Origin of the sequence: Alistipes sp. An31A (assembly GCF_002159425.1) — a bacterium.
In the GTDB taxonomy this organism is placed as follows: Bacteria; Bacteroidota; Bacteroidia; order Bacteroidales; family Rikenellaceae; genus Alistipes; species Alistipes excrementigallinarum.
In genome coordinates this window covers 12,894-35,675 of sequence record NZ_NFIO01000012.1, presented here as the reverse complement: position 1 = coordinate 35,675, position 22,782 = coordinate 12,894, and the positions used below count along the sequence as shown (strand labels likewise).

Annotated in this window: 16 protein-coding genes, 1 tRNA gene and 2 pseudogenes; 12 read left to right on the top strand and 7 right to left on the bottom strand. The window is 63.3% G+C overall.

The annotated features are described in order from the left end of the window. Positions 1 to 5: 5 nt before the first annotated feature. The gene (locus B5F90_RS09445; RefSeq protein ID WP_087362556.1) at positions 6 to 599 is read right to left on the bottom strand and encodes a DUF3575 domain-containing protein; all 594 of its coding nucleotides are present in this window, start codon (positions 597 to 599) and stop codon (positions 6 to 8) included. Between the two features lie 562 nt (positions 600 to 1,161). Here B5F90_RS09445 and B5F90_RS09440 point away from each other — a divergent pair. From B5F90_RS09440 to B5F90_RS09425, 4 genes are all read left to right on the top strand, one after another. Further along, complete coding sequence (locus B5F90_RS09440) at positions 1,162 to 2,091, top strand: hypothetical protein (protein ID WP_087362555.1); 930 nt, start codon at positions 1,162 to 1,164, stop codon at positions 2,089 to 2,091. A 376-nt stretch (positions 2,092 to 2,467) separates the two neighbouring features. Next, complete coding sequence (locus B5F90_RS09435; RefSeq protein ID WP_087362554.1) at positions 2,468 to 2,743, top strand: fimbrillin family protein; 276 nt, start codon at positions 2,468 to 2,470, stop codon at positions 2,741 to 2,743. Between the two features lie 6 nt (positions 2,744 to 2,749). Continuing rightward, entirely contained in the window at positions 2,750 to 3,529 is a 780-nt protein-coding gene (locus B5F90_RS09430; RefSeq protein ID WP_343213196.1) for a fimbrillin family protein, read from the top strand. Positions 3,530 to 3,592: 63 nt separating this feature from the next. Then, entirely contained in the window at positions 3,593 to 4,441 is an 849-nt protein-coding gene (locus tag B5F90_RS09425; RefSeq protein ID WP_162607774.1) for a fimbrillin family protein, read from the top strand. A gap of 176 nt (positions 4,442 to 4,617) precedes the next feature. Here the strand turns inward: B5F90_RS09425 and B5F90_RS09420 are convergent, their stop codons facing one another. After that, a complete protein-coding gene (locus B5F90_RS09420) occupies positions 4,618 to 6,849 on the bottom strand; it encodes an inorganic phosphate transporter (RefSeq protein WP_087362551.1) in 2,232 nt (743 codons plus the stop codon). Between the two features lie 195 nt (positions 6,850 to 7,044). Between B5F90_RS09420 and B5F90_RS09415 the strand changes: the two genes are divergently transcribed. Genes B5F90_RS09415 through ppk1 form a run of 3 tightly spaced genes read left to right on the top strand, consistent with a single transcriptional unit; the run spans position 7,045 to position 10,963 of the window. Beyond that, a complete protein-coding gene (locus B5F90_RS09415; RefSeq protein WP_087362550.1) occupies positions 7,045 to 7,803 on the top strand; it encodes a UDP-2,3-diacylglucosamine diphosphatase in 759 nt (252 codons plus the stop codon). Between the two features lie 2 nt (positions 7,804 to 7,805). Continuing rightward, entirely contained in the window at positions 7,806 to 8,888 is a 1,083-nt protein-coding gene (locus B5F90_RS09410) for a glycosyltransferase family protein (protein ID WP_162607773.1), read from the top strand. A 20-nt stretch (positions 8,889 to 8,908) separates the two neighbouring features. Beyond that, complete coding sequence (gene ppk1, locus B5F90_RS09405) at positions 8,909 to 10,963, top strand: polyphosphate kinase 1 (protein ID WP_087362548.1); 2,055 nt, start codon at positions 8,909 to 8,911, stop codon at positions 10,961 to 10,963. A gap of 680 nt (positions 10,964 to 11,643) precedes the next feature. On the opposite strand, the gene B5F90_RS09400 is transcribed toward ppk1, so the two are convergent. The 5 genes from B5F90_RS09400 to B5F90_RS09380 form a co-directional block, all read right to left on the bottom strand. After that, a complete protein-coding gene (locus B5F90_RS09400) occupies positions 11,644 to 12,228 on the bottom strand; it encodes a sigma-70 family RNA polymerase sigma factor (RefSeq protein WP_087362547.1) in 585 nt (194 codons plus the stop codon). A 586-nt stretch (positions 12,229 to 12,814) separates the two neighbouring features. After that, positions 12,815 to 13,738, bottom strand: coding sequence for a cation diffusion facilitator family transporter (locus B5F90_RS09395; protein ID WP_087362546.1), 924 nt, complete (start codon positions 13,736 to 13,738; stop codon positions 12,815 to 12,817). A gap of 181 nt (positions 13,739 to 13,919) precedes the next feature. Then, positions 13,920 to 15,404, bottom strand: a complete 1,485-nt coding sequence (gene proS / locus B5F90_RS09390; RefSeq protein ID WP_087362545.1) for a proline--tRNA ligase — start codon at positions 15,402 to 15,404, stop codon at positions 13,920 to 13,922. A 300-nt stretch (positions 15,405 to 15,704) separates the two neighbouring features. Then, a complete protein-coding gene (locus B5F90_RS09385; protein WP_087362544.1) occupies positions 15,705 to 17,420 on the bottom strand; it encodes an outer membrane protein transport protein in 1,716 nt (571 codons plus the stop codon). A gap of 30 nt (positions 17,421 to 17,450) precedes the next feature. Further along, positions 17,451 to 18,578, bottom strand: a complete 1,128-nt coding sequence (locus tag B5F90_RS09380; protein ID WP_087362543.1) for a hypothetical protein — start codon at positions 18,576 to 18,578, stop codon at positions 17,451 to 17,453. A 560-nt stretch (positions 18,579 to 19,138) separates the two neighbouring features. On the opposite strand from B5F90_RS09380, the gene B5F90_RS09375 reads away from it, so the two are divergent. The 5 genes and pseudogenes from B5F90_RS09375 (at position 19,139) to B5F90_RS09355 (ending at position 22,771) form a co-directional block, all read left to right on the top strand. Continuing rightward, a tRNA-Ser gene (locus tag B5F90_RS09375) sits at positions 19,139 to 19,225 on the top strand. A gap of 252 nt (positions 19,226 to 19,477) precedes the next feature. Then, positions 19,478 to 19,669, top strand: a pseudogene (locus B5F90_RS11280) (Arm DNA-binding domain-containing protein); the annotation flags it as partial. Between the two features lie 49 nt (positions 19,670 to 19,718). Beyond that, a pseudogene (locus B5F90_RS09365) lies at positions 19,719 to 20,522 on the top strand (glycoside hydrolase family 97 catalytic domain-containing protein); the annotation flags it as partial. A gap of 11 nt (positions 20,523 to 20,533) precedes the next feature. Then, on the top strand, positions 20,534 to 21,868 hold the full coding sequence (locus B5F90_RS09360) for an MFS transporter (protein WP_087362567.1): 1,335 nt from the start codon (positions 20,534 to 20,536) through the stop codon (positions 21,866 to 21,868). A gap of 12 nt (positions 21,869 to 21,880) precedes the next feature. Next, positions 21,881 to 22,771: an AraC family transcriptional regulator gene (locus B5F90_RS09355; RefSeq protein WP_087362541.1), complete on the top strand. Its 891-nt coding sequence runs from the start codon at positions 21,881 to 21,883 to the stop codon at positions 22,769 to 22,771. The last annotated feature ends 11 nt before the right edge of the window (positions 22,772 to 22,782 follow it).

Below are 22,782 nucleotides of genomic sequence, written 5' to 3'. Positions count from 1 at the left end.
GGAGGCTATTTTTTGGCGTTGAACAGATAGACGAGCGAGATGCCCAGCTCGGTGGGCATCGGAAGGTAGCGCACCCGGTTGAGGTTCGTGCTGGGTTTGGGACCGTTGACGGGCTCGGTGTGGTAGGCGATGCGCGCCACGCCCAGACCGGCCGAGAGCTCCAGATTGAGCCTCGGCGAGAGGTAGAAGGCGTAGCCGAAGCTCACGCCCGCCGCGGCGAACGAACCCTTGTAGTAGTTGCCTGGCAGCCCCGTGAGCAGCTTGTCGCCCAGCAGCGGCAGCTTGAAGCCGCCCACCTCGAAGCCTCCGCCCATGGCGTGCAGCCCCAGAAAGAAGCGCGTATAGGGAGCCGAGAACCAGTAGCGGTACTCGGGGCGTACGAACCAGTGCTGGATTTTGTTGTCCGAGCCGATGGTCCAGGGGTTCCAGTTGACGGTGGCTCCCAGTGTGGAGTGTTTGCCCAGCGCCACCTCAACTCCGATATTTGGAGTCGTTGCGGCCCAATAGAGCAGATTGGTCTTGGCGGCCCACCGCTGGGCCGAGGCTCCCAGACAGACGAACGCCGTCATCAGAACCGTCAGAATGATTCTCCTACTCATTGATTTCCTTAGATAACATGCACACAACTCATTCGCGGACGGGCGTCTGTTCCGTGAGGATGCCGACGTCGCAAATTTCGGCAAAAATGGGGTGTTTTCGGGAAATGCGCAGTATCATTTGCGATACGCGCGGGCAGGCTCGCCCCCGCGGCCTATCGGCTTTTGAGGCAGCATCTTCCGTTTCGGGAGTGCGGCGGCGGAGTCTGCCGCGGGGGTGCGTGCGGCGGCCGAGGGGCAAAATTCGCCGTTGCAGACCCCTCGCGCGGCGTTCGGCAGGGGCGGCGCGTTTGCGGCCGGAGGTTGCGGCGCATGCTGCGGCGAGAACGGAGGGCCTCGCGGAGTTGTGACCGGACGGCTCGAGGGAGACCCCCAAAAAAGTGGTGCTCCGGCGGCGAAATACCGCTGCACGGGGTTCTCTTTGTCCGAAATGCACTATCTTTGCGGGGAGGACGACGCGTGCGGAAGGGCTCCCTGCCGAGCCTCCCCTCGGGCGGTTGCCGGGCATCGGGCCCGGAGCTCCGGACCCGGGTCCTGCGCCGCGCTCTCCGAAAAACGCAATGCGATGAAAAGAGATACCTTTGGAGCCGTCGACATCGGCTCGAATGCCATCCGGCTGCTCATCAACTATGTCGAACGCTACGAGGACGGCCGCCTCGAGTACAAGAAGGCGGCCTTCGTGCGGGTGCCTATTCGTCTGGGTGACGACGTCTTCCTGCGGGGACATGTCAGTGCGGCGAAGGCCGGGGCGCTGTGTGACGCACTGCAGGGCTTCGCGGCGCTCTTCCGCGCCTTTGCCGTGCGTGACTACCGCGCCTGCGCCACCAGCGCCATGCGCGAGGCGGCCAACGGGGCGGAGGTCGTCGAGCTGATTCGGAACCGCAGCGGCATTTCGGTCGAAATCATCGACGGAGAACGCGAGGCCGACACCATCTTCGCCGCCGGCGGGCTCAAGGAGACGCTCGACCCCTCGAAGACCTATCTCTATGTCGACGTGGGCGGCGGCAGCACCGAGGTTGTCGTCTACGCCCGGGGAGGCAAGGTCGAGGCCCGTTCGTTCCGGCTCGGCACGGTGCGTATCTTCAGCGGCGCGGAGGAGCCCGAGGAGTGGGTGCGTTTCGAGGCGTGGCTGCGCGACATCGCCGCACGTTGGCATCCTTCGTCCATCATCGGCTCGGGCGGCAACATCAACAAGCTGCACAAGATGCTCGAGAAGAAGTCGCGCGAATGCATCCGCGCCAAGGAGCTCACGGGACTCTACAACCGGCTGCGCGCCATGTCGGTGGCGCAGCGTATGGAGCAGCTCTATCTGAACCAGAGCCGCGCGGAGGTTATCGTGCCGGCACTGCGGATTTTCACCGAGGTGATGTACCTCTGCGGCATCGATACGGTCTGCGTTCCGCGCATGGGACTGGCCGACGGCATCATCCACGAACTCTACCGTCAGTATGAATTGTCGGAACCGGAGCCGTCGGGAACCGGCTGCACCGACTGACCCTGTCAGCACCGACTGATTCTGCCTGCCCGGGGCACGCGGCCAGTCCGGTGCCTGTTCCGCTCCTGCCTCGTGCCTCCGCTCGTGCCTTCTGTTCCCGTGCCCCCGTTTCGGAGTTTGCCGGCCGCTCCCTCCACCTGCACCTCATTTCCCGCATCCGCCCGCCACGGATTGCTTCCTGCTCTTCCCACCCCCTGCGGAACGGCTCCGGCCGGCCTGTAGGGGGTGCCGATTTGCAGAATCGGGATAATGCCCTATCTTTGCAGCCGGGACATCTCCCGGGGAGCACCTCCGCAACACCGTTCCGACGACCGCTCCGCCTTCGTCGGGAAGCCTTCCGCCGGATGCTGCCGCGAGCCTGTCCCTCAAACGAACCATGAAGATAACGATGAAGATGATGAAAAGAGCCGTATGGATGATGCTGGGGCTTCAGACCTGCCTGCTGGCGGCCTGCACCAGTGATTTGAACGACCCTGCCGCAGGAGGCGGCAATGACCTCCTTGAACTGAATTTCTCGATTGCCGCCACGCGCACCAGCCTCGATGACTCGGGAGCCGGCAGCTTCTCCGAAGGGGACCGCGTGGGGCTCTATATTGATAACGGAACGGAGGTGGCCTACCGCGAACTCACCCTTACGGGCGGGGAGTGGTAGCCGCAGCTGCGCCGCAGCGACTTCGGGGCAGGGGAGCTGACCCTCGCGGCCTGCTCTCCGGTGCAGGGTGCCGGCGCGGGGAAGAGCCCGGTTGCGGAGTTCACCCTTGCCGCAGACCAGAGCGCCGAGGGTCTTGCGGCCGCAGACCTGCTCTTTGCGCAGCGGAGCCTGCCGGCGGGGAGCAACCGCGCCGAGTTGAGCTTCACGCATGCCATGCATCGGCTCCGAATCGAGCTCTCGGGCGACGAGCAGGTGCTCTCGGTCGAGCTCCGCAGCCGGATGAAGGGGAGCCTCGAGCTGCTTACGGGCGGGCTCACCCCGGCCGATGAGTTCGGGTGGATAACGCCGCGCCGGAATGCCGACGGCAGCTACGAGGCGGTCATCTTTCCCCAGTCGGTCGAGGCCTTCCGCAGCGACGAGGGGCTGCTGCGCATCACCACCTCGGAGCGTGAAATCATCTACAAGGCTCCCGAGCAGCTCGACGGTGCACCGCTCGAGCGCTTCGAGGCGGGCAAGCAGCTGACGCTCTGGGGGGCCGAGTACGACGAGAACGGCATCATCTCGCACGTCTACTTCTGCGACAACAACCTGGGAGACCAGGATGCCAACGGGGCCGTCATCTCGCGTTACCAGATTGTCTACGACGCCGACATGTCGAAGGGCTACACCTACATGCAGCCCCTCTACCGCCCTACGGCCCGAATGACCGTCATGAGCGTCGGGGCCGTCGACCTGCGCCGGGACATCTGGGCCCGGAAATACCCCTCGGTGCAGCCCGAAAAGTAACGGGTTGCGGCCGGCAAACAATCAAACCGAAACAATCCATCGAACTCAAACGACATGAAACACATGAAAAGAATTGCAATATGCGGTGCGGCCGCCCTGACGGCCCTCTTCGCTGCAGCCTGCAGCAGCAAATCGAACGAGCCGACCCCTGCCGGGGAGCGCGTAATCACCTTTAAGACCGACATCGGGGCCCTCACGCGCGCCCCGCAGCTCGATGCCGACGGCAGCGGGTCGTTCACTCCGGGCGACAGCTTTACCCTTCTGGCCGGCAGCGGCAGCGCCTCGCGTACGCTCGAGTACACGCTCGGCACCACGACCCTCCGCTGGAGCGACCTGGATTTTGCCGCCGAGGGCGCGACGGTCGACTTTGCCGCCTGCTACCCGACCCGGACGCTCGATGGCGGCCGCTTCGACTTTACGGTGCGGCAGGATGCGTCGGGCGACCTGCTGATGGCCTCGGCCCGGGGCGTGAAGGTGGGCAGCGAGCTGCCCGTTGCGCTCCACTTCCGCCACGCCATGCACCGCCTGGTGGTGAAGTATACGGTCGAGGATGCCTCGGTCGATGCCTCCGCGATTGAGACCTCGTGCACGGCCCGCAACAGCTGCACGGTCGACCTGGCGGCCAACAGCCTCGAGTGCGGCTCGACGGAGGAGAGCTTCTCGGCCCGGGGCGGGCAGGTGACGCTGCTGCTCGTGCCGCAGGCGGCCGACGGTGTCGCGCTTGACATCCGTGCCGGCAGCCTCTCGAAGCAGTGCACCCTCTCGCAGCTCGACGCCTGCCCCGCAATGCTCGAAGGGGGCAAGGAGCTGACGGTGAACCTCACAATCCGTGACGGTGCGATTCTCTTCGACGGGCTGACCATCGAGGGGTGGGGCAGTCAGGGGACCATCGAGGACGAAATCTCCCTCTGAAGAGCCGGAACCGCCGGGGAGAGGCTCTTCGGATGAGGCTCCGCCCCGTGCATCGGACCGCTGCAACAACGGCGGGCAACCCACAAAAGGGTTGCCCGCCGTTTCGTATGGGGTGGTTCCGGGCGGTGTCGGGTGGAGGTGGTCGGCGGCTCGGAGGTGGCAGCTGTCACCGTGGGTTACTGCTGGAAGTTGCGGCTGGCGCGCAGCATGTGGCGCAGCGCCGAGATGATTTCCTGGGACTCCTGCAGCACGTTCAGGTAGACCAGCGAGACGTTGATGCTGCCCTGCTCCTCCTGGATGCGGTTCAGCTGGAGCTGCTGCAGTTCGGTGAGCTGCTCATTGACGGCGGCGCTCTCGCTCATCAGCTCCTCGACGTGCGAGTAGTCGTTGGTGCGAATCATCGCCTCGGCACGCAACAGCAGCCGCTTCACACGGTCGCGCACGGGGATGAATTCGGCGGCGCAGGAGGCGGGCAGCGGATTGAAGTTGTTGTCGACGTGTTCGCGGCAGAGGTCGCACATGCGCTTGAGCGCGTAGTGAAGCTGCACGCAGCAGTTGCTTCCCAGGTGGAACCACATGTTCTTCTCGATGGCCGTGTTGCGGTTCGTGCGACGCAGACCGATGAGCTCGCGGCGACGCACCTTGCGCAGCAGTTCCTTCTTGCGGTCGATGGTCTGGGCCACGCGGCGCAGCGTGCGGCGCTCCTCCTCGATGAAGCCGTCGGTGACTCCCGCATAGTTGTCGGCCGTGTAGGCGAGCATGCCGGCAAAGGTGCCGCTCACGTGGGTGCGCAGCAGCTCCCAGACGCGGTTCTTGTCCTTCTCGGCAAGGATTTGGCGGAAGAGGTTGTCCTCGTGTTCCGACTTGAGTTTGCGGCGGTAGCGGATGTTGCTGTGGATGAGCAGTGCGACGGCCAGCACAATCATGGCGGCCATGACCACCGCGCCGCCGTAGTACATCGCCAGCGCCACGAAGAAGCAGACGGTGAAGGCGACGCCGGCGGTGATGAACCATCCGCCGATGACCGACAGCACGCCCGTGATGCGGAAGACGGCGCTCTCGCGGCCCCAGGCGCGGTCGGCCAGCGACGTACCCATCGCCACCATGAAGGTGACGTAGGTGGTCGAGAGCGGCAGCTTGAGCGAGGTGCCCAGCGCGATGAGCAGGCTGGCCAGCAGCAGGTTGACCGAGGCGCGCACCAGGTCGAAGGCGGCGCCGTCGGCGATGACGGCATCCTCCTGCGAGAAGCGGGTGTCGAGCCACGCCTTGAGGCGCGGCGGGGTGATGCTCGCAACGGTGTTGGCCAGCGACATCGAGGTGCGGACGATGCTCCGCGCCACGGCCGACGAACCGAACATCTCCTCGCCCTCGTCCTGGCGCGAGAGGTCCACCGAGGTCTTGATGACCTTCTGCGCCTTTTTCGAGGTGCAGAGTGTCCAGACCATGATAAGGCCGGCGGCCGCAAGGAAGAGGAAGGGGGTGCGGGCCGGGGTGTTGAGCGCCCCCATGAGGTAGCTGTCGCTTCCGGCGCCGTTGGCCGCATAGTCCAGATAGGAGTCGTAGCCGGCCAGCGGCACGCCGATGAAGTTGACCAGGTCGTTGCCCGCGAAGGCCATCGCCAGCGCGAAGGTGCCCAGCAGGACGACAATCCGGAAGACGTTGACGTGCAGCCAGTGGAGCACCTGCATCACGACCGTGAAGCCGGCCAGGCAGGCGAGGAGCAGCGTGCCGCTGTTGGCGGCTATCCACTCCTTCGCCTCGGGGGTCATGAAGGCGGTCTGCTTGACCCCCTTGATGAGCATGAAGTAGACGATGGCCGTCGTGGCGATACCTCCGAAGAATCCGATGCTCCACTTCAGATGCTCGCGGTAGCGGAAGGTGAAGAGCAGTCGGGCGAGCCACTGCACCACCATGCCGAAGAAGAAGGCGACGGCCACCGAGAGAAAGATGCCCATGATGACCGAGAGGGCCTTCTCGGTGTTGAGGTAGTCGGCGAAATGCATCCCCTCGGTGCCCGCCATCTTGACGAGCGTCAGGGCGAAGGTGCCGCCCAGCAGCTCGAAGACCATCGAGACGGTGGTCGAGGTGGGGAGTCCCAGCGTGTTGAAGACGTCGAGGATGATGACGTCGGTCACCATGACGGCCAGAAAGATGCAGAGCAGCTCCTGGAAGAAGAACTGCTCGGGACGGAAGATGCCGTGGCGGGCGATTTCCATCATGCCGTTCGACATGAGGGCGCCGCAGAGGATTCCCGTGGCGGCAATCCACATGATGACGCGGTAGGGGGCGACCTTTGCGCCGACGGCCGATGAGAGGAAGTTCACCGCGTCGTTGCTCACGCCGACCACCAGGTCGAAGACGGCGAGCATGAAGAGAAACAGAATGATTCCCAGATAGACGGTCTCCATTTTTGGACGGATTTGTTTGAATGTGCCCTCTTATTTTTTGGCGCAAAGATGCCGAACCGCTGTTTCGGACCCCTTTCGTCTCCGTTACAATTCGGTTGCAGCGTCGGATTTCACCGAATCTTAACCCTCCCGTCGCAAGACTGAAAGATGCGGAGCGCACATTTGCGGTGTCAAAACCGGATTTTCTGGAAGTCAATGACCGAATCGAAACATTACAGGACCCTTGTCATGTCCGACATCCACCTCGGCTCGAAGTGGTCGAAGGCCCGTGAGGCCAACCGTTTTCTGAAGTACCACACCTGCGACACGCTGATTCTCTGCGGCGATGTCATCGACGGCTGGGAGCTGCTGCGCGGCCGGCGCGAGAAGTGGAAGCGCCGCCACACCAACTTCATCCGCCGGCTGCTGGATATTCAGCACGACACGCACATCATCTACCTGCGCGGCAACCACGACGACTTTCTCGACCGCATCCTGCCGATGCGTTTCGCCAACATCACGCTGCTGCGCGACTACATCTACGTGAGCGGCGGGCGGCGCTACTACGTGCTCCACGGCGATGTCTTCGACCACGTTACCTCGTCGATGCGCTGGCTGGCCAAGGTGGGCGACGTGGGCTACTCGCTGCTCATGTGGTTCAACCGGCTCTACAACCGGCGGCGTCTCCGCCGCGGGCTGCCCTATTACTCCGTCTCGCAGCGCATCAAGCAGAAGGTCAAGGCGTCGGTCTCCTACATCAGCGATTTCGAGGAGCATCTGGTGCGCGTGGCGGCCCAGAAGGGGTGCTCGGGGGTCATCTGCGGCCACATCCACCAGGCCGACAAACGCATGGTGGGCGATATCCTCTACCTCAATTCTGGCGACTGGGTTGAATCGCTGACCGCCCTGGCCGAGGACTACGACGGCAACTGGTCGATTCTGCGCTACGACGCCGAAGAGCAGGAGAGGGGATGACCATGCGTTACCTCTTTTCCATACAGGGTGAGGGTCGGGGCCACCTCACGCAGGCCCTCTCGCTGGCCGCCATGCTGCGGCGCCACGGCCACCAGGTGGTGGGGGTGCTCGTTGGGCGGAGCTCCGTACGCCGTCTGCCCGACTTCTTCTTCGAGCGCATCGGGGCGCCGGTCACCGAGTTCGAGGCGCCGCGCTTCGCCTTCGATTACGCCAACCGGAGCGTCAGCATGCTGCGCACGCTCCTGCTCAACGCCGCACCGGCCCGTCTGGCGGCCTACGACCGCAGCATGCGGCTCATCCGTGACCGTATTGCCGAACTGAAGCCCGACCACATCGTCAACTTTTACGAATTGCTCACGGGCCTCGCCCTCAGGCGTTTCGCCATCCGGGTGCCGATGACGGGCGTCGCCCATCAGTTTCTGCTCAACCATGCGAACTATCCCTACGGCCGCGGCCGCGGTGTCGAGGGGTGGCTGCTGCGGCTCCACGCCCGCATGACGGCCTGGGGCTGCGACCGGCTGCTGGCCCTCTCGTTCCGACCCATGGAGGAGGATTGCCGACACCGCATCCGCGTCGTGCCGCCGCTGCTGCGCCGCGAGGCGCTCACGGGGGACTCCTCGGACGGGGGCTTCATTCTGGGCTACATGGTCAACAACGGCTTTGCCGACGAGCTGTGCCGCTGGAGCGACTGCCATCCCGACCAGCGGCTCCATGTCTTCTGGGACCGCCGCGACCGTCCCGAGACGTGGCAGTCGGGCGCCGGGCTGACGTTCCACCGGCTCGATGACCGGCTCTTTCTGGAGTGCATGCGCCGCTGCCGCGCATACGTCACCACGGCGGGTTTCGAGTCGGTCTGCGAGGCGATGTACCACCGCAAGCCGATGCTGCTCGTCCCGGCCCACATCGAGCAGCGTATCAATGCGGCCGATGCCGTCGCCTCGGGGGCCGGCATCGAGGCTTCGGGCTTCGACCTCGACCGGCTGGTCGACTACCTCGCCCGCCGCGGGGCCGCGACGGGCGACGACCGTTTCCGCGCCTGGGTCGATTCGGCCGAGGAGCGCTTCATCGAATTGCTGACACACTGATTCCACCAACGATGGGTAATATGGATTTCACATACAACAACCGCGAGCTGAGCTGGCTCGCCTTCAACGAACGGGTGCTGCAGGAGGCGCAGGACCGAAGCGTGCCGCTGCTTTCGCGGCTGCAGTTCCTCGGCATCTTCTCCAACAACCAGGACGAGTTCTTCAAGGTCCGCATCGCCAACCTCATGCGGCTCTGCCGCGCCCGGCGGCAGCAGCGTCTCACGGGCGGTTATACGCCGGCCGAGTTGCTGGCCGAGGTGAGCCGCCGCGCCGAGCGCGCCCAGGGGCTCTTCACGCAGACCTACCACGAGCTGCTGCACGAGATGGAGCAGCAGGGCATCTTCGTCGTCGACGAGCGACACCTCTCGCCCGAACAGCGGGAGTTCTGCCGCGACTACTTCGCCACGGTCGTCTCGCCGCGGCTCGTGCCGCTCATGCTCCGCAAGTCGGTCCGGATTCCCTTCCTGCCCGACGGCAACGCCTACCTGGGGGTCCGCATGTCCTCGAACGACGGCAAGGCGCCGCGCTACGCCGTGATTCGGATACCGGTCAGCTCGGCCTGCCCGCGCTTCGTGGTGCTTCCCGCGCGCGAGGGGCGGAGCGAGGTTATCTTCCTCGACGACATCATCCGGCTGATGATTGACGACGTCTTCTTCATGTTCACCTACGACCACATCTCGGTCCATACCTTCAAAATTATGCGCGACGCCGAGCTCTCGATTGACGATGACGTCTCGAAGAGCCTCTTCGAGCGGATTGCCGAGGGGGTCGAGAGCCGCCGCTACGGGTTGCCTATCCGGCTGATATACGACCGCGAGATGCCCGTCGACCTGCTCGACATGCTGGCCGGCAAGCTGAAGCTGACGGCTCCCGGAACGCTTGCACCGGGCGACCGCTACCACCTGATGAAAGACCTGATGCGCTTCCCGAAGGTGCGCCCCGACCTGCTGACGGTCAATCCGGCACCGCTGCAGCACTGCGACATCATCCCCTTCCAGAGCATCCTGAAGGTGGTGCGCAAGCGCGACATCTTCTTCAATTTCCCCTACCACTCGTTCCAGCACTTCATCGACTTCCTGCGCGAGGCGGCCATCGACCCCCGGGTCGAGCGGATTGCCATCACGCTCTACCGCACGGCCGAGCACTCGAAGGTCATCAACGCGCTGGTCAACGCCGCCAAAAACGGCAAGCAGGTCTCGGTGCTCGTCGAGCTGAAGGCGCGCTTCGACGAGGAGCAGAACATCGAGTACACCGACCTGCTGCAACGCGAGGGGGTCAAGGTCATCTATGCCATCGAGGACCTGAAGGTACACAGCAAAATCGTCCTGGTCGAGCGGCGCGAGAGCTCCGGCGTGCGGGGCTATGCCTACATCGGAACGGGCAACTTCAACGAGGATACGGCGCGCATCTACGGTGATTTCGGTCTGCTGACCTCCCACAAGGGCATCGTCGAGGATGTGCGCAACGTCTTCCAGTTCCTCTCCAACAGCCATAAGCAGTTCAAGTACAAGCACCTGCTCGTGTCGCCCTACTACATGCGCGAGGCCTTCGAGGAGCTTATCGACCGCGAGACGCGCAACGCCCGCAAGGGGCGCCGGGCCTACATCTACGCCAAGTGCAACTCGCTGACCGACGAACGGACCATCGAGCGGCTCTACCGGGCCGCACGCGAAGGGGTCGAAGTGCGCCTCATCGTGCGGGGCGCCTGCTGTCTGAGACCCTCGGTGCCGGGGATGAGCGACCGCATCCGGGCTATCAGCATCGTCGATAAGTACCTCGAGCACGCCCGGCTGTTCATCTTCTGCAACGACGGCGAGGAGCGCATCTACATCGGTTCGGCTGACTGGATGTCGCGCAACCTCGACCGGCGCGTGGAGGTTTGCACCCCGATTCTCGACCGACAGATTCAGAGGCTGCTGCGCCGGGTCTTCGATATCCAGTGGAGTGACAACGTCAAGGCGCGCGACCTTGCGGACCAGACGGGCAACTCCTACGTCAAGGCCCTGCCGGGCGAGGCACCGCTCCGCAGCCAGACGGCGCTCTACGACTACTATGCCGGCATGTTGAGCAGGTAGTGCGGCCGGCAATGCACCGGTAAAGGAGAGTTCCCCGGGAGTCCGACAATATCGGACTCCCGGGGAACTCTCTTCTCGCCCGTGCTTTTGCGCGTGCCGTCCGACCCCTCGCCGCTCCTCCGGATAGGGCTTCGCTTCCGTTTCGGACTCCGCTTCTGCTCCGGTCGCGGCCCTCTCCGCCCGGGGGCTCTTCTCGCCCGTGCTTTTGCGCGTGCCGTCCGGCCCTTTCGCCGCTCTTCCTGATGGGGCTTCGCTTCCGTTTCGGACTCCGCTTCTGCCGCGTCGCAGCCGCCCCTCTCCCGGGGTCGGACACAAAAAATGAAGGGAACCGGCTTCCGCTCCGGCTTCTCCGGGTGGAGCATGGCTCCCGTTTCCGCTCCGGCCGCAGCCGCCCCTCACCCGGGGGCCGGGCACAAAAAAATGAAGGGAACCGGCCCCCCGGTCCCCTTCTCCCATCAAAAATTAACCCTTAAAAAAAATTATCCCTTACGATAAAGTTCCGTGAGGTAGTGATGCAGGTAATACAAATCAACATCACCTTGTATCACCTCCCTCATCATCAAATCCTCATCGTCCGAGATGGCGTTCGAAAAATCGGTTTTGTCAATCTCCTCCATAGGCAGCATCCTTTAGGCTTTACACTTAACTAACGCACCCCATGGGGAAATATTGCACGGATTTCAGCTTAAAACCAAATTTTTCTCCTTAATCATCCGACGCAGATTAATCAGCGCATATCGCATGCGTCCGAGCGCCGTGTTGATGCTCACGTTGGTCTGTTCGGCAATATCCTTGAAACTAAGTCCCGAGAAGTAGCGCATCATCACCACTTCGCGCTGTTCGCCGGGCAGCAGCTCGACCAGCGCACGGACGTCGCGTTCAATCTGCTCCGAAACCAGGGCGTCCTCGACGCTCCCTTCGGCCAGCCGCAGCGTGCCGAACATGTCGTACCCCGACTCCGACTCGTTGACCTCCTTCTCCTGCTTCTGGGCGCGGAAGTGGTCGATGACCTGGTTGTGTGCGATGCGCAACACCCACGAGAGAAACTTCCCGTTGTCGGTGTAGCGTCCGTCGTCGATGACGCGGACCGCCTTGATGAATGTCTCCTGAAATATGTCTTCGGCGACGTCCCGGTCCTTGACCATCATGTTGATGTAGTCACGAACCCGGCGGCTGTGGCGCTCTATCAGTTGCGATATCGCGCTCCGGTCCCCCGACAGGTAGTGATGAAGCAATGCCTGGTCACTCAATGCTTGAACGTTCATACTCTTCTTTCCGTTGGTTTAAAGAGTAGAATATTTTCCGATAGGCAATCCGTTTTTGGGTTTGTACTCAGTTTCAAATATCGGAAACGCGTCGGGGCGTCTACGATTCGGGTGCAAGATAGTCACTTTTCTCCGAATCTCCAAATCGCGCCGTGCGCACGGGCGGTCGGCGCCGTCCGCATTCTCCCCTTGCGCAGCGGTCAAAAACCGTGCCGTGGGCCCTGAGGGGGCGATTTTGGCAGTCGGCGTACGACGGATGGTGTGGTAGGCTGAGGGGTGAAACGACCGAAATGGCAGGTGAAACGCCCACCCGGCAGCCGGGGCATACGGGGGCGAAACGCCTGCATGCGGTTTCAAAACTACAAAAAAGCCGTCCTCCGCACTTGGAGGACGGCTTTTCGATGGGTATGGCGTGCGGTGTGTCGGCGCAGCGGGGAGCAGTCGGGTGCCGCATCGTCGGTTTTGTTCTGCAGGGTGTGGCGCGGTCGAATGCCGTGCGGTAGGAAGCCAGTTCTGCCCGTTCGGGGTGCGGTCGACAGCCTTGTTTCTCCCTGCCTTGGTTCGGGGACGGTACCCCGGGCCCCGGTCAGCGGGCGTCGCTGCAGGGGGTCGAGGCGTGGAGCGGCTCGACGTGGATGGCCACCATGGTCCCCTCGCCGAAGCGGGCGCGGAGCCGACGCTCGATGTCGCGCGTCAGTTCATGGGCATGCTTGACATCCATCCGCCCGTCGACGCGGATGTGCACCTCGATGGAGATGCACGAACCGATGCGGCGCGTGCGCAGGTTGTGGGGCTCGCGCACGGCGGGGTCGTGGGTGACGATTGAGAGGATTTCGGCTTCGGTGTCGGCCGGGAGCGACTTTTCGAGCAGCTCGCCGATGCCCGAGTGGAGCAGCTGAAGGGCAATGCGGAAGATGAAGAACGAGACTATGATGGCGGCAATCGGGTCGGCGATGCGCCACTTCTCACCCAGGAAGTAGGCGCAGCCGATGCCCGCGAGCGTGCCCATCGACGAGAAGGCGTCGCTGCGGTGGTGCCAGGCGTTGGCCACCACGCTGGGGCTCTCGAGCCGGCGTCCGGCCCGCACCGTATAGCGGTAGAGCAGCTCCTTGACCAGAATCGAGACGGCTGCCGCCGCCAGCGCGATGACGCCCGGGCGCGGAAGCTCCTCGCCCGCCACGACCATGCGGATGGAGCGGATGCTCTGCAGGAGGATGCCCACGCCGACGGCGACGAGCGCCAGTGAGATGAGAATCGAGGCCAGCGTCTCGTACTTGCCGTGGCCGTAGTCATGGCCGTCGTCGCGCGGCTTGGCCGAGATGCCGGCGAAGACAATCACCACGATGTCGGTGGCCATGTCCGAGAGCGAGTGGACGGCGTCGGCGACCATCGCTCCGCTTCGGCCCAGAATGCCGGCGGCGAACTTGGCGGCCGTCAGCAGCAGATTGGCCACGAAACCGACGAAGGTGACGCGGTAAATCTCACGTTTGCGGAATTCAGCGGAATCCATTGTTGTGCGTAGCTAAAAAGAAGAATCATTGCGGGAAACGCAGCGGGGTGCGGCTTTGGTATCCCGGCGTCGGATTTTTTTGCACGGCAGCGGGCACCCCGGGCGGGAAAAAGGGCGGAGCGGTGCATGGCTTCCCATGCATCCGTTCCGCCCGTAGTCCGGTGAGCGCTCCGGCCGAGCATCAATAGCTGCGGGCGAAGAGCACGCGGCGGTGCGACGGACGACCCGTGTAGATGCAGCGTCCCTCCTCCTCCGGTGCATCGAAGGGAATGCAGCGGATGGTTGCCTTCGTGGCATCCTTGATGGCCACCTCGGTCTCGACGGTGCCGTCCCAGTGGGCCAGCAGGAAGCCGCCCTTCGTATCGAGCACCTCCTTGAACTCCTCCCACGTGTCGACCTTCGTAATCATCGAGTCGCGGAAGGCCTTCGCCTTGAGGTAGATGTTCTTCTGGATGTCGGTCATCAGCTGCTCGATGTGGGCGACCAGACCCTCGAGCGGAAGGGTCTCCTTCTCGAGCGTGTCGCGGCGCATGAGCTCGATGGTGTTGTTCTCCATGTCGCGGGGACCCATCGCCAGACGCACGGGTACGCCCTTGAGCTCGTACTCGGCGAACTTGAAGCCCGAGCGGACGTTGTCGCGGTCGTCGATTTTCACGCTGATGCCCTTGGCGCGCAGCTCGGCGGCCAGCTTCTCGAAGCGGTTGCGGATTTCCACGAGCTGCTCCTCGCCCTTGTAGATGGGAATCATCACCACCTGGATGGGGGCCAGACGCGGCGGCAGCACCAGACCGTTGTTGTCCGAGTGGGCCATGATGAGGGCGCCCATCAGACGGGTCGAGACGCCCCACGAGGTGGCCCAGACGTATTCGAGCTTGCCCTCCTTGGTGACGTACTGCACGTCGAAGGCCTTGGCGAAGTTCTGACCCAGGAAGTGAGACGTACCGCTCTGCAGCGCCTTGCCGTCCTGCATCAGCGCCTCGATGGTGAGCGTATCCTCGGCGCCGGCGAAGCGCTCGTTGGGCGACTTGTGGCCCACGATGACCGGCAGCGACATCCAATCCTGGGCGAACGTCTCGTAGACGTGAATCATCTTCTCGGCCTCGGCGATGGCCTCCTCACGCGTGGCGTGGGCCGTGTGGCCCTCCTGCCAGAGGAATTCGGCCGTGCGCAGGAACAGACGCGTGCGCATCTCCCACCGTACGACGTTGGCCCACTGGTTGCAGAGAATCGGCAGGTCGCGGTAGGAGTGAATCCAGTTCTTGTAGGTGTTCCAGATGATGGTCTCCGACGTGGGGCGGACGATGAGCTCCTCTTCGAGTTTGGCGTCGGGGTCGACCACCACGCCCTTGCCCTCGGGGTCGTTCTTCAGGCGGTAGTGCGTCACCACGGCGCACTCCTTGGCAAAGCCCTCGACGTGGTGGGCCTCCTTCGAGAAGAAGGATTTGGGGATGAAGAGCGGAAAGTAGGCATTCTGGTGCCCGGTCTCCTTGAACATCTTGTCCAGCGCGTCGTGCATCTTCTCCCAGATGGCGTAGCCGTAGGGTTTGATGACCATGCATCCGCGGACGGCCGAGTTTTCGGCCAGCCCCGCCTTCACGACCAGGTCGTTGTACCACTGCGAGTAGTTCTCCTCCGACTTGGTCAGGTCTTTAAGTTCCTTTGCCATATATCTGTTGTCTATTTTGAGTTCGAATGGTTGTTCCGGAGCGCAAAATTAACGATTTTAATTTAATTTTCACCTCATTCCCCGCGTGAGAATCGCGCGGCGTGCAAAAAAGGCCCTCCGCCGGGGCGGAAGGCCTTCAAGTTTGCCTTGTCTGTACGGTGCCGGAGCGACGCCGAGATGGTGTCGGGATGGTGTCGGGATGATGTCGGAGCGAGGTCGGTCCGGAGCCGGGCGACTGCTCGGCCGTCGCCGTTCTTCCCGGCACGGGGCCGGGCGGCTCCCCCCCCCTTGCCGGCCCGCTCAGAAGCGGAAGGCGAGCGTCAGCGCCACGGCGTGACGCGCATAGTCGGTCTTGTAGAGGGCGCTGCTGTTCTGCTCCACGTTGGAACCCGTGTAGAGGTCGGCGTAGTAGAGCCAGTAGGCGTTCTGCTTGGTCTTCTGGTAGCTGTAGGCCACGTCGAGCGTCACCGTGCGCGAGAGGTTGATGCCCACGCCTGCGCCGTAGTAGATGATTTCACGGGCCAGCGGCGAGGAGTAGTCCGCATCCTCACCCGCGAGCCACGAGCCGCTGTAGCCGAAGCCGGCACGCAGGGCGAGGATGGGCAGCGGCTTGAACTCGGCACCGACGCGGAGGGTGTTCGACCCCTTGAAGCTGCTGCGGAAGATGCCGTTGTAGTCGGCCGGGGCGTAGGCGAACGAGGGGGACTCCTTCACGCGGATGCCGTTGAACCAGGCCCGCTCGTAGTCGACCGAGATGACCGCTCGGCCGCCGAAGCTGTACGATGCGCCGAAGAGCAGCCGTGCGGGGGTGGTGAAGGCCCAACTTTTGCTGCTCAGCACGGGCGATTCGCCCGGGCAGTTGATGTAGCCGTTGCCGTCGGGCTGCGGGTACTCGCCCGGCCCCGGGTTGTAGTCGGGGTCGTTGCAGACGGCCACGCCGAGCGAGGCCCCCTGATAGCGCGTCTCGAGCGAGTAGTAGGTCGGCGTATGGAAGGCCACGCCGATGCGCAGGGCGGGGATGGGGCGGTAGGTGAGGCCCAGCTTGAGGTTTACCCCCGCGCCGTCGGTCACGGTCGCCTGGTTGAGCTTCGACCAGAGCTGCTGGAAGCGCAGGTCGGAGGCCACGCCCTCGGGGCGCTCCGTCGTACCGCCCGGATAGTAGTAGTCCTCGGCGTAGGTGTACTGCAGCTCCTGGTGAATCGCCTGGATACCGAGGGTGACGCCCACGTAGAGCTTGTTGCCGAAGTTGGCGCCCAGCGAGAGGTCGTATTCACCCACCGAGCCGCGGCTCTCGACCCCTGCATAGTGGCCGATGTCGATGTTGTTGCGGTCGCTGCCAATCCACGAGGGGTTCCATAACGGGTCCTCTTTTGGTGCGCTCAAATCGTCGACCATACCCGCCTTGTAGCCCAGAATCGCCGGCCAGAGCTCGGGACTCTGGTTGAACCAGTCGAGGTTGTCGCCCGTGATGTCGTAGGCCTTGATTTTTGCCTGACCCAGTTGCAGAGCGTACATGTCGGCAATCGAGCCCATGTTGCCCGTCGAGCGGAACGAGGAGCGGTAGTTCAGGTCGGCCAGGCGGTTGTAGCCGAAGCCGAAGTTGACGCTCGTGGTGCGCCCCGTCCCCTCGTAGAGGTTGAAGACAAAGCCGAAGCTGCTCAACGCGAAGCGGTTGCTGGCGTTCGAGTTCCACGCTTCGGCGCTGTTCTGCGCGCGGGTCATCGTGACGAGGGGCGTAATGGATATCTCGTTGTGGCGGTACATGCCCAGTCCGGCCGGGTTGATGGCCATCGACGAGAGGTCGGCGCCCAGCGAGGTGAAGGCCCCCGCCATGGCCATCGAACGGGCCGTGCCGAAGTTGAACTGTGTCTGCGACAGCTCGGCGAAGTTCGACGGCATGAGTATGTCCTTGTTGGCCATCAGACCGCCCGTTACCAGGTGGCTCTGTGCCGCTGCGGGGGCTGCGAAGAGCGCCCCGGCCAGCAGCAGGCCTGCTGCTTTTACGAATCCTTTCATCTGTTGCACTCCTTTCTTTACTGCACTGTGTTAACGACCTCCGGCGTTGCGGCCTCCTACACTGCCGCCACCGCCGCCGCCAAAACCGCCGCCACCGCCGAAGCTGCCGCTGTTGAACGACGGGCTGCTGCCGCGGTTGAAGTTCGTCGTACCGCGGTTGAAATTCGTTGTGTTCCGGTTGTTGTTCCGGTTGAACGACGACGAGCCCCGGTCGAACGACGACGAGGAGCCGCGGTTAAAGGAGGATGCGGAGCCTCGGTTGAACGACGATGCGGAGCCTCGGTTGAACGAGCTGCCGCCGCGTGTTCCGCTGTTGAAGGTACGGCCGCCCTGCAATGCGCTGCCGCGGCCCGAGAGACCCGTGGCGCGTCCCGGACGAAGGTTGAACGAGCTGCCGCGGCCCGACAGCGAGCCGCCCGGACGGGAGTAGGAGGGTCGGTTGACGATGTTGTGCGGACGGTAGTGCACATGTCCGCCCCAGCCCGGACCCCAGGCGGGTCCCCACCACGGGTCATACCACCCGTAGTAGTACCAGGGGTTGTACCACGGATAGAATCCGAGGCTCCAGCCCCAGCTGCCGATGGCGAAGGAGGGGTATCCCCATCCCCACCAGCCGTAGCGGTAGGGCCAGCCGTAATCCCAGCCGTAGTACCAGCTGCCGTAGTAGGGCGTGGCGCCCCACGTGCCGAACATCGAGGTGATGTACTTGGGCTCGACCCACACCTCGTCGCCCGAAATCATGATGTTGTAGAAGGCCGGGTCGTAGGCCGTCAGGTAGGTGAACTCGCCGCTGTAGCAGAAGTTGTAGTAGCTCGACGGCAGGCGGTAGGTGGGCGACTCGAAGCCGCGCAGACGCCGTGCATAGGCGCTTTCGTAGGTGTCGGCCAGCACCCCTTCGTAGGGGTTCGAATCGTAGTAGGCCGCCTCGGCGTCGGCCGCGTTGGCCTCGGCCAGCAGGGCCTCCCACTCGGCGCGCCGCGCTTCGGCCTCGGCCTTGCGCGCCTCGGCCCGCGCCTGCTGCTCATGGGCGATGCTCGTGCGGTCGTGTAGCCCGTAGAGGTCGTCCGACGCATAGCTTGCCTCGCGGTAGAAGGACGAGGAGCACCCCGTCGCTCCCAGCGCGAGGAGCAGTCCGAATATGATGGTTCTGTTTTTCATGGTATCCTGTTTTTTGGGACGGAAGTCTCTTTGTCAAGAAAACGAAAACCGTACCGTTTTTAGTATTTTCCGGCATTGCGGTCCCGGGCTTAGTGTTGCGGTCCCGGGCTTTTCCAGTGTTACGGTCCCGGGCTTTTCCAATATTGCGGCCCCGGGATTCGTCTCCTTTATATAAACGGTCCCGGGCGACAAATACTGCATCGTGGCCCTCCATTGCCGGTCGTTTCCCGCCTCGTGTGGCGTCGCGGCCGACCGTTTCCCGCCTCGTGTGGCGTCGCGGCCTTCCGCTGTCGGCCGTTCTTTGTCCGGCCCTGGCCCGGCTCCTGGCCCGCTCCTTGCCCGGCCGCCCGAATGCCCGGATAAAGCCGGTCTGCCCCGCAGATGGCCTTCCGGTGCGCTGCAGCGGCCTCCGGCATCCTCTACAAAGATAGGAAAAATCACCTCCCGAATCGAAAAAATCGGGGTGAATGCATTTTTTTTGGCCAAAAATATCTTTTTTCAGAAAATATGTCTATATTTGCAGTCCCAAACCGAGAGGTTTTCGGTTGCGGGAAACATCTGGAGAGATGCCGGAGTGGTCGATCGGGCCGCACTCGAAATGCGGTGTACGGGCAACTGTACCGGGGGTTCGAATCCCTCTCTCTCCGCAAGGCACACTTAGAAAAGTAGCGAAAAACCCTGTAAATCACGCATTTACAGGTTTTTTTATTTTTGGCAAAAGTGCTGAAAAAGGCATTTGAAAGCAGGTTATCTGTGGCCTATTCGGTGTACTTTTTTTCGGGCCGAAAAAGTACACCGAATTGCTCGTAACAGATTGGTTTGCACTTATTTGCAGCGGTCTTCCTCTTGACTTAAGACACTTGGGAAACTAATTTTGTAACCCTTAATTCGGTGTACTTATGGAAAGGACTGCTTTCAGCCTGTTGTTTTACATTCGGCGGGACAAGCTCAACAAAAGAGGCGAAGCTCCCGTATTTATGCGTCTGACAATCAATGGAGAACGCGCAGATGCTTCAATCAAGCGATTTATCGAACCGCACGCCTGGAACTCGGATAAAGGAAAAGCCAACGAAAAATGCCGTGGCGGAAAGGATTTGAATCTCTATCTGAACGCCATTTCCGCCAACATTTTACAAATCCAAAGAGCTCTGCGCCCACTACTCGAAGATGGGCATCCGCGGCTTCAAGGTCGACTTCATGGACCGCGACGACCAGCTGCTCACCGACTTCGTCTACGAGGCGGCGCGTACGGCCGCCCGCTACGGGCTGCTGCTCGACCTGCACGGCATCTACAAGCCGACGGGCGTGCAGCGCACCTATCCCAACGTTATCAACTTCGAGGGCGTGCACGGCCTCGAACAGGTGAAGTGGTCGCCCGTCGAGGTGGACCAGGTGACCTACGACGTGACGATGCCCTTCATCCGCATGATGGCCGGTCCGGTCGACTATACGCAGGGGGCCATGCGCAACGCCGTGCGCGAGAACTTCCGCCCGGTCAACGGCGAGCCGATGAGCCAGGGGACGCGCTGCCGCCAGCTGGCGCAGTACGTCGTCTACGACGCGCCGCTGTCGATGCTGTGCGACGCTCCCTCGCAGTACGAGCGCGAGGAGGAGTGCCTGCGCTTCATTGCCGGCGTGCCGACCGTCTGGGACCAGACCCGCGTGCTCGAAGGCGAGGTGGGTCACTGCATCGTGACGGCCCGCCGCAGCGGCGAGGTGTGGTACGTGGGTGGCATGACGGGCTGGAAGGCCCGCACCGTGCATCTCGACCTCTCGTTCCTGCCCGAAGGTACGTACGACGTGGAGCTCTTCCGCGACGGGGCCAATGCCCGCCGCATCGCGCGCGACTACCGTCGCGAGGTGCTGACGCTCGACGCATCTGAGGGGCTCGACGTGGAGCTCGCCCCCGGCGGAGGCTTCGCCGCACGCATTGTCAAACATTGATGCCGCCGGCCATGCGTCTCTCCGAAAAAATCGGCTACGGACTGGGCGATGCCGCCTGCTCGATGTTCTGGAAGCTCTTCAGCGTCTACCTGATGTTCTTCTATACGGACATCTGTGGCCTCGACGCCTGGGTGGTGGGGCTGCTCTTTCTGGTGACGCGCGTGTGGGATTCGCTGCTCGACCCCTTCGTGGGGCTCGTGTGCGACCGGACGCGCAGCCGCTGGGGAACGTTCCGTCCGTGGCTGCTGTGGGGCGCGCTGCCCTTCGGTCTGCTGGGGGTGCTCACCTTTTCGATGCCGGACTGGAGCGAAGGGGACCGCGTGGCCCATGCCGCGGTGACCTACTCGGCGATGATGGTCGTCTATTCGCTGGTCAACGTCCCCTACGCCTCGCTGCTGGGGGTCATCTCCTCCGATGCGCAGGAGCGCACGACGCTCGCCTCCTTCCGCATGGCCTTCGCCGCGGGCGGCAGCATCCTGGCCGTGCTGCTCATCGAGCCGCTGGCGCGCCTCTTCGGCGGTGAGGCAGGGCATCCCGGCGGGTGGACCGCCTCGGTGGCCGTCATCTGCGCGCTGGTGGTGGCGCTGCTGCTGGCCACCTTCCTCTCGACGCGCGAGCGGGTACGTCCCGTGCGGAGCGAACGCCATTCGGTAGCCGTCTCGCTGCGCGATTTGATGCACAACCGTCCGTGGCTCATCCTCGCCGCGGCGGCCATCTGTCTGCAGCTCTTCAACGCCTTCCGCGAAAGCGGTACGGTCTACTACTTCAAATACTGCATCGGCGAGGGGGACTCCTCCGTCGTGCTGGGAGGCGTGGCCCTCACCGGCTCGGTCCTCTTCGTGGCCGTGGGGCAGCTCTTCAACATCGTCGGTATCATCTTCACCCCGGCGCTGGCCGCCCGCTTCGGCCGCCGGCGCGCACTGGCCGGCGTGCTGCTCGTCACGGCGCTCCTCTCGCTGGGCTTCCGCCTGGCCGAGGGGGCGGGTCTGGCGGCGCTGCTGGCCGCTCAGGCACTCATCAGCCTCACCGTCGGAGGCGTGCTGCCGCTGCTCTGGGCCATGTCGGCCGACGTGGCCGACTATGCCGAGCGGTGTACGGGCCGCCGCGACACGGGGCTCATCTTCTCCTCCTACTCGATGGCCCAGAAAATCGGCTGGTCGGTCGGAAGCGCCGCCACGGCGTGGATTCTCTCGCTGGCCGGCTTCGAGGCTAATGCCGTGCAGAGCGAGGCGACGCTCTCGGTCATCGGCTTCCTGCAGAGCATCCTGCCGGCCGCCGCTGCGCTGGGCGCCTTCGTCTTCGTGCTGCGCTATCCGTTGCGAGACGGACAACCTGTCGAATCCTAAACACCTGCTGCCATGTCCAACCCCAACATACTGACCGAAATACCGCCCATCTCGCCCCAGGACTGCTTCGTGGTCTTCGACCGCTACAAGCGCGAGTTCTGCTACCCGGTGCACATCCACCAGGAGTACGAGCTCAATCTGGTCTGCGGCGCGCAGGGAGCCACGCGCATCGTGGGAGACTCCATCCGCGAAATCGGGGCGCTCGATTTGGCCCTCATCACGGGCTCCTATCTCGAACATGCCTGGCTCAACGGCAACTATGCCTGCGATGCCGACGTGCACGAGGTCTGCATCCAGTTCTCGCCCGAGCTCTTCGAGAAGGGCTTCATCGACAAGAAGCAGTTCCACCCCATCCGGCGGATGTTCGAATATGCGCAGCGCGGCATCGCCTTCTCCGAGCAGACCATCGTGCGGGCGGAGCCCTATTTCGAGCGGCTGGTCTCCAGCGGCGAACGCTTCGCGTCGGTGCTCCACTTCCTGGCGCTGCTCAACTTCCTTGCCTGTGAGGGGGACTACCAGATTCTGGCCCAGCGGAGCGTCTCGACCGAGCCCGACAACTACAACAGCCCCCGGATTCGGAAGGTGATGCAGTTCCTCAACGAGAACTACCGCCGCGACATCCCGCTTGCGGAGGTGACGGCGCTGGTCAACATGAGCGAGCCCACCTTCCGCCGCTTCATCAAGCAGCACACGGGCAAGAGCTTCGTCACGCTGCTCAACGACATCCGGCTGGGCGCCGCCTCGCGGCTGCTCATCGAGTCGCCGACCAAGAACATCTCCGAGGTGGCCTACATGAGCGGCTTCAACAACCTCTCGAACTTCAACCGGATATTCCGTCGCTGCAAGGGGATGACCCCGCGCGACTTCAAGACCTATTATTCGCAAAAGAAAATCAACGTATAACCAACCTTAAA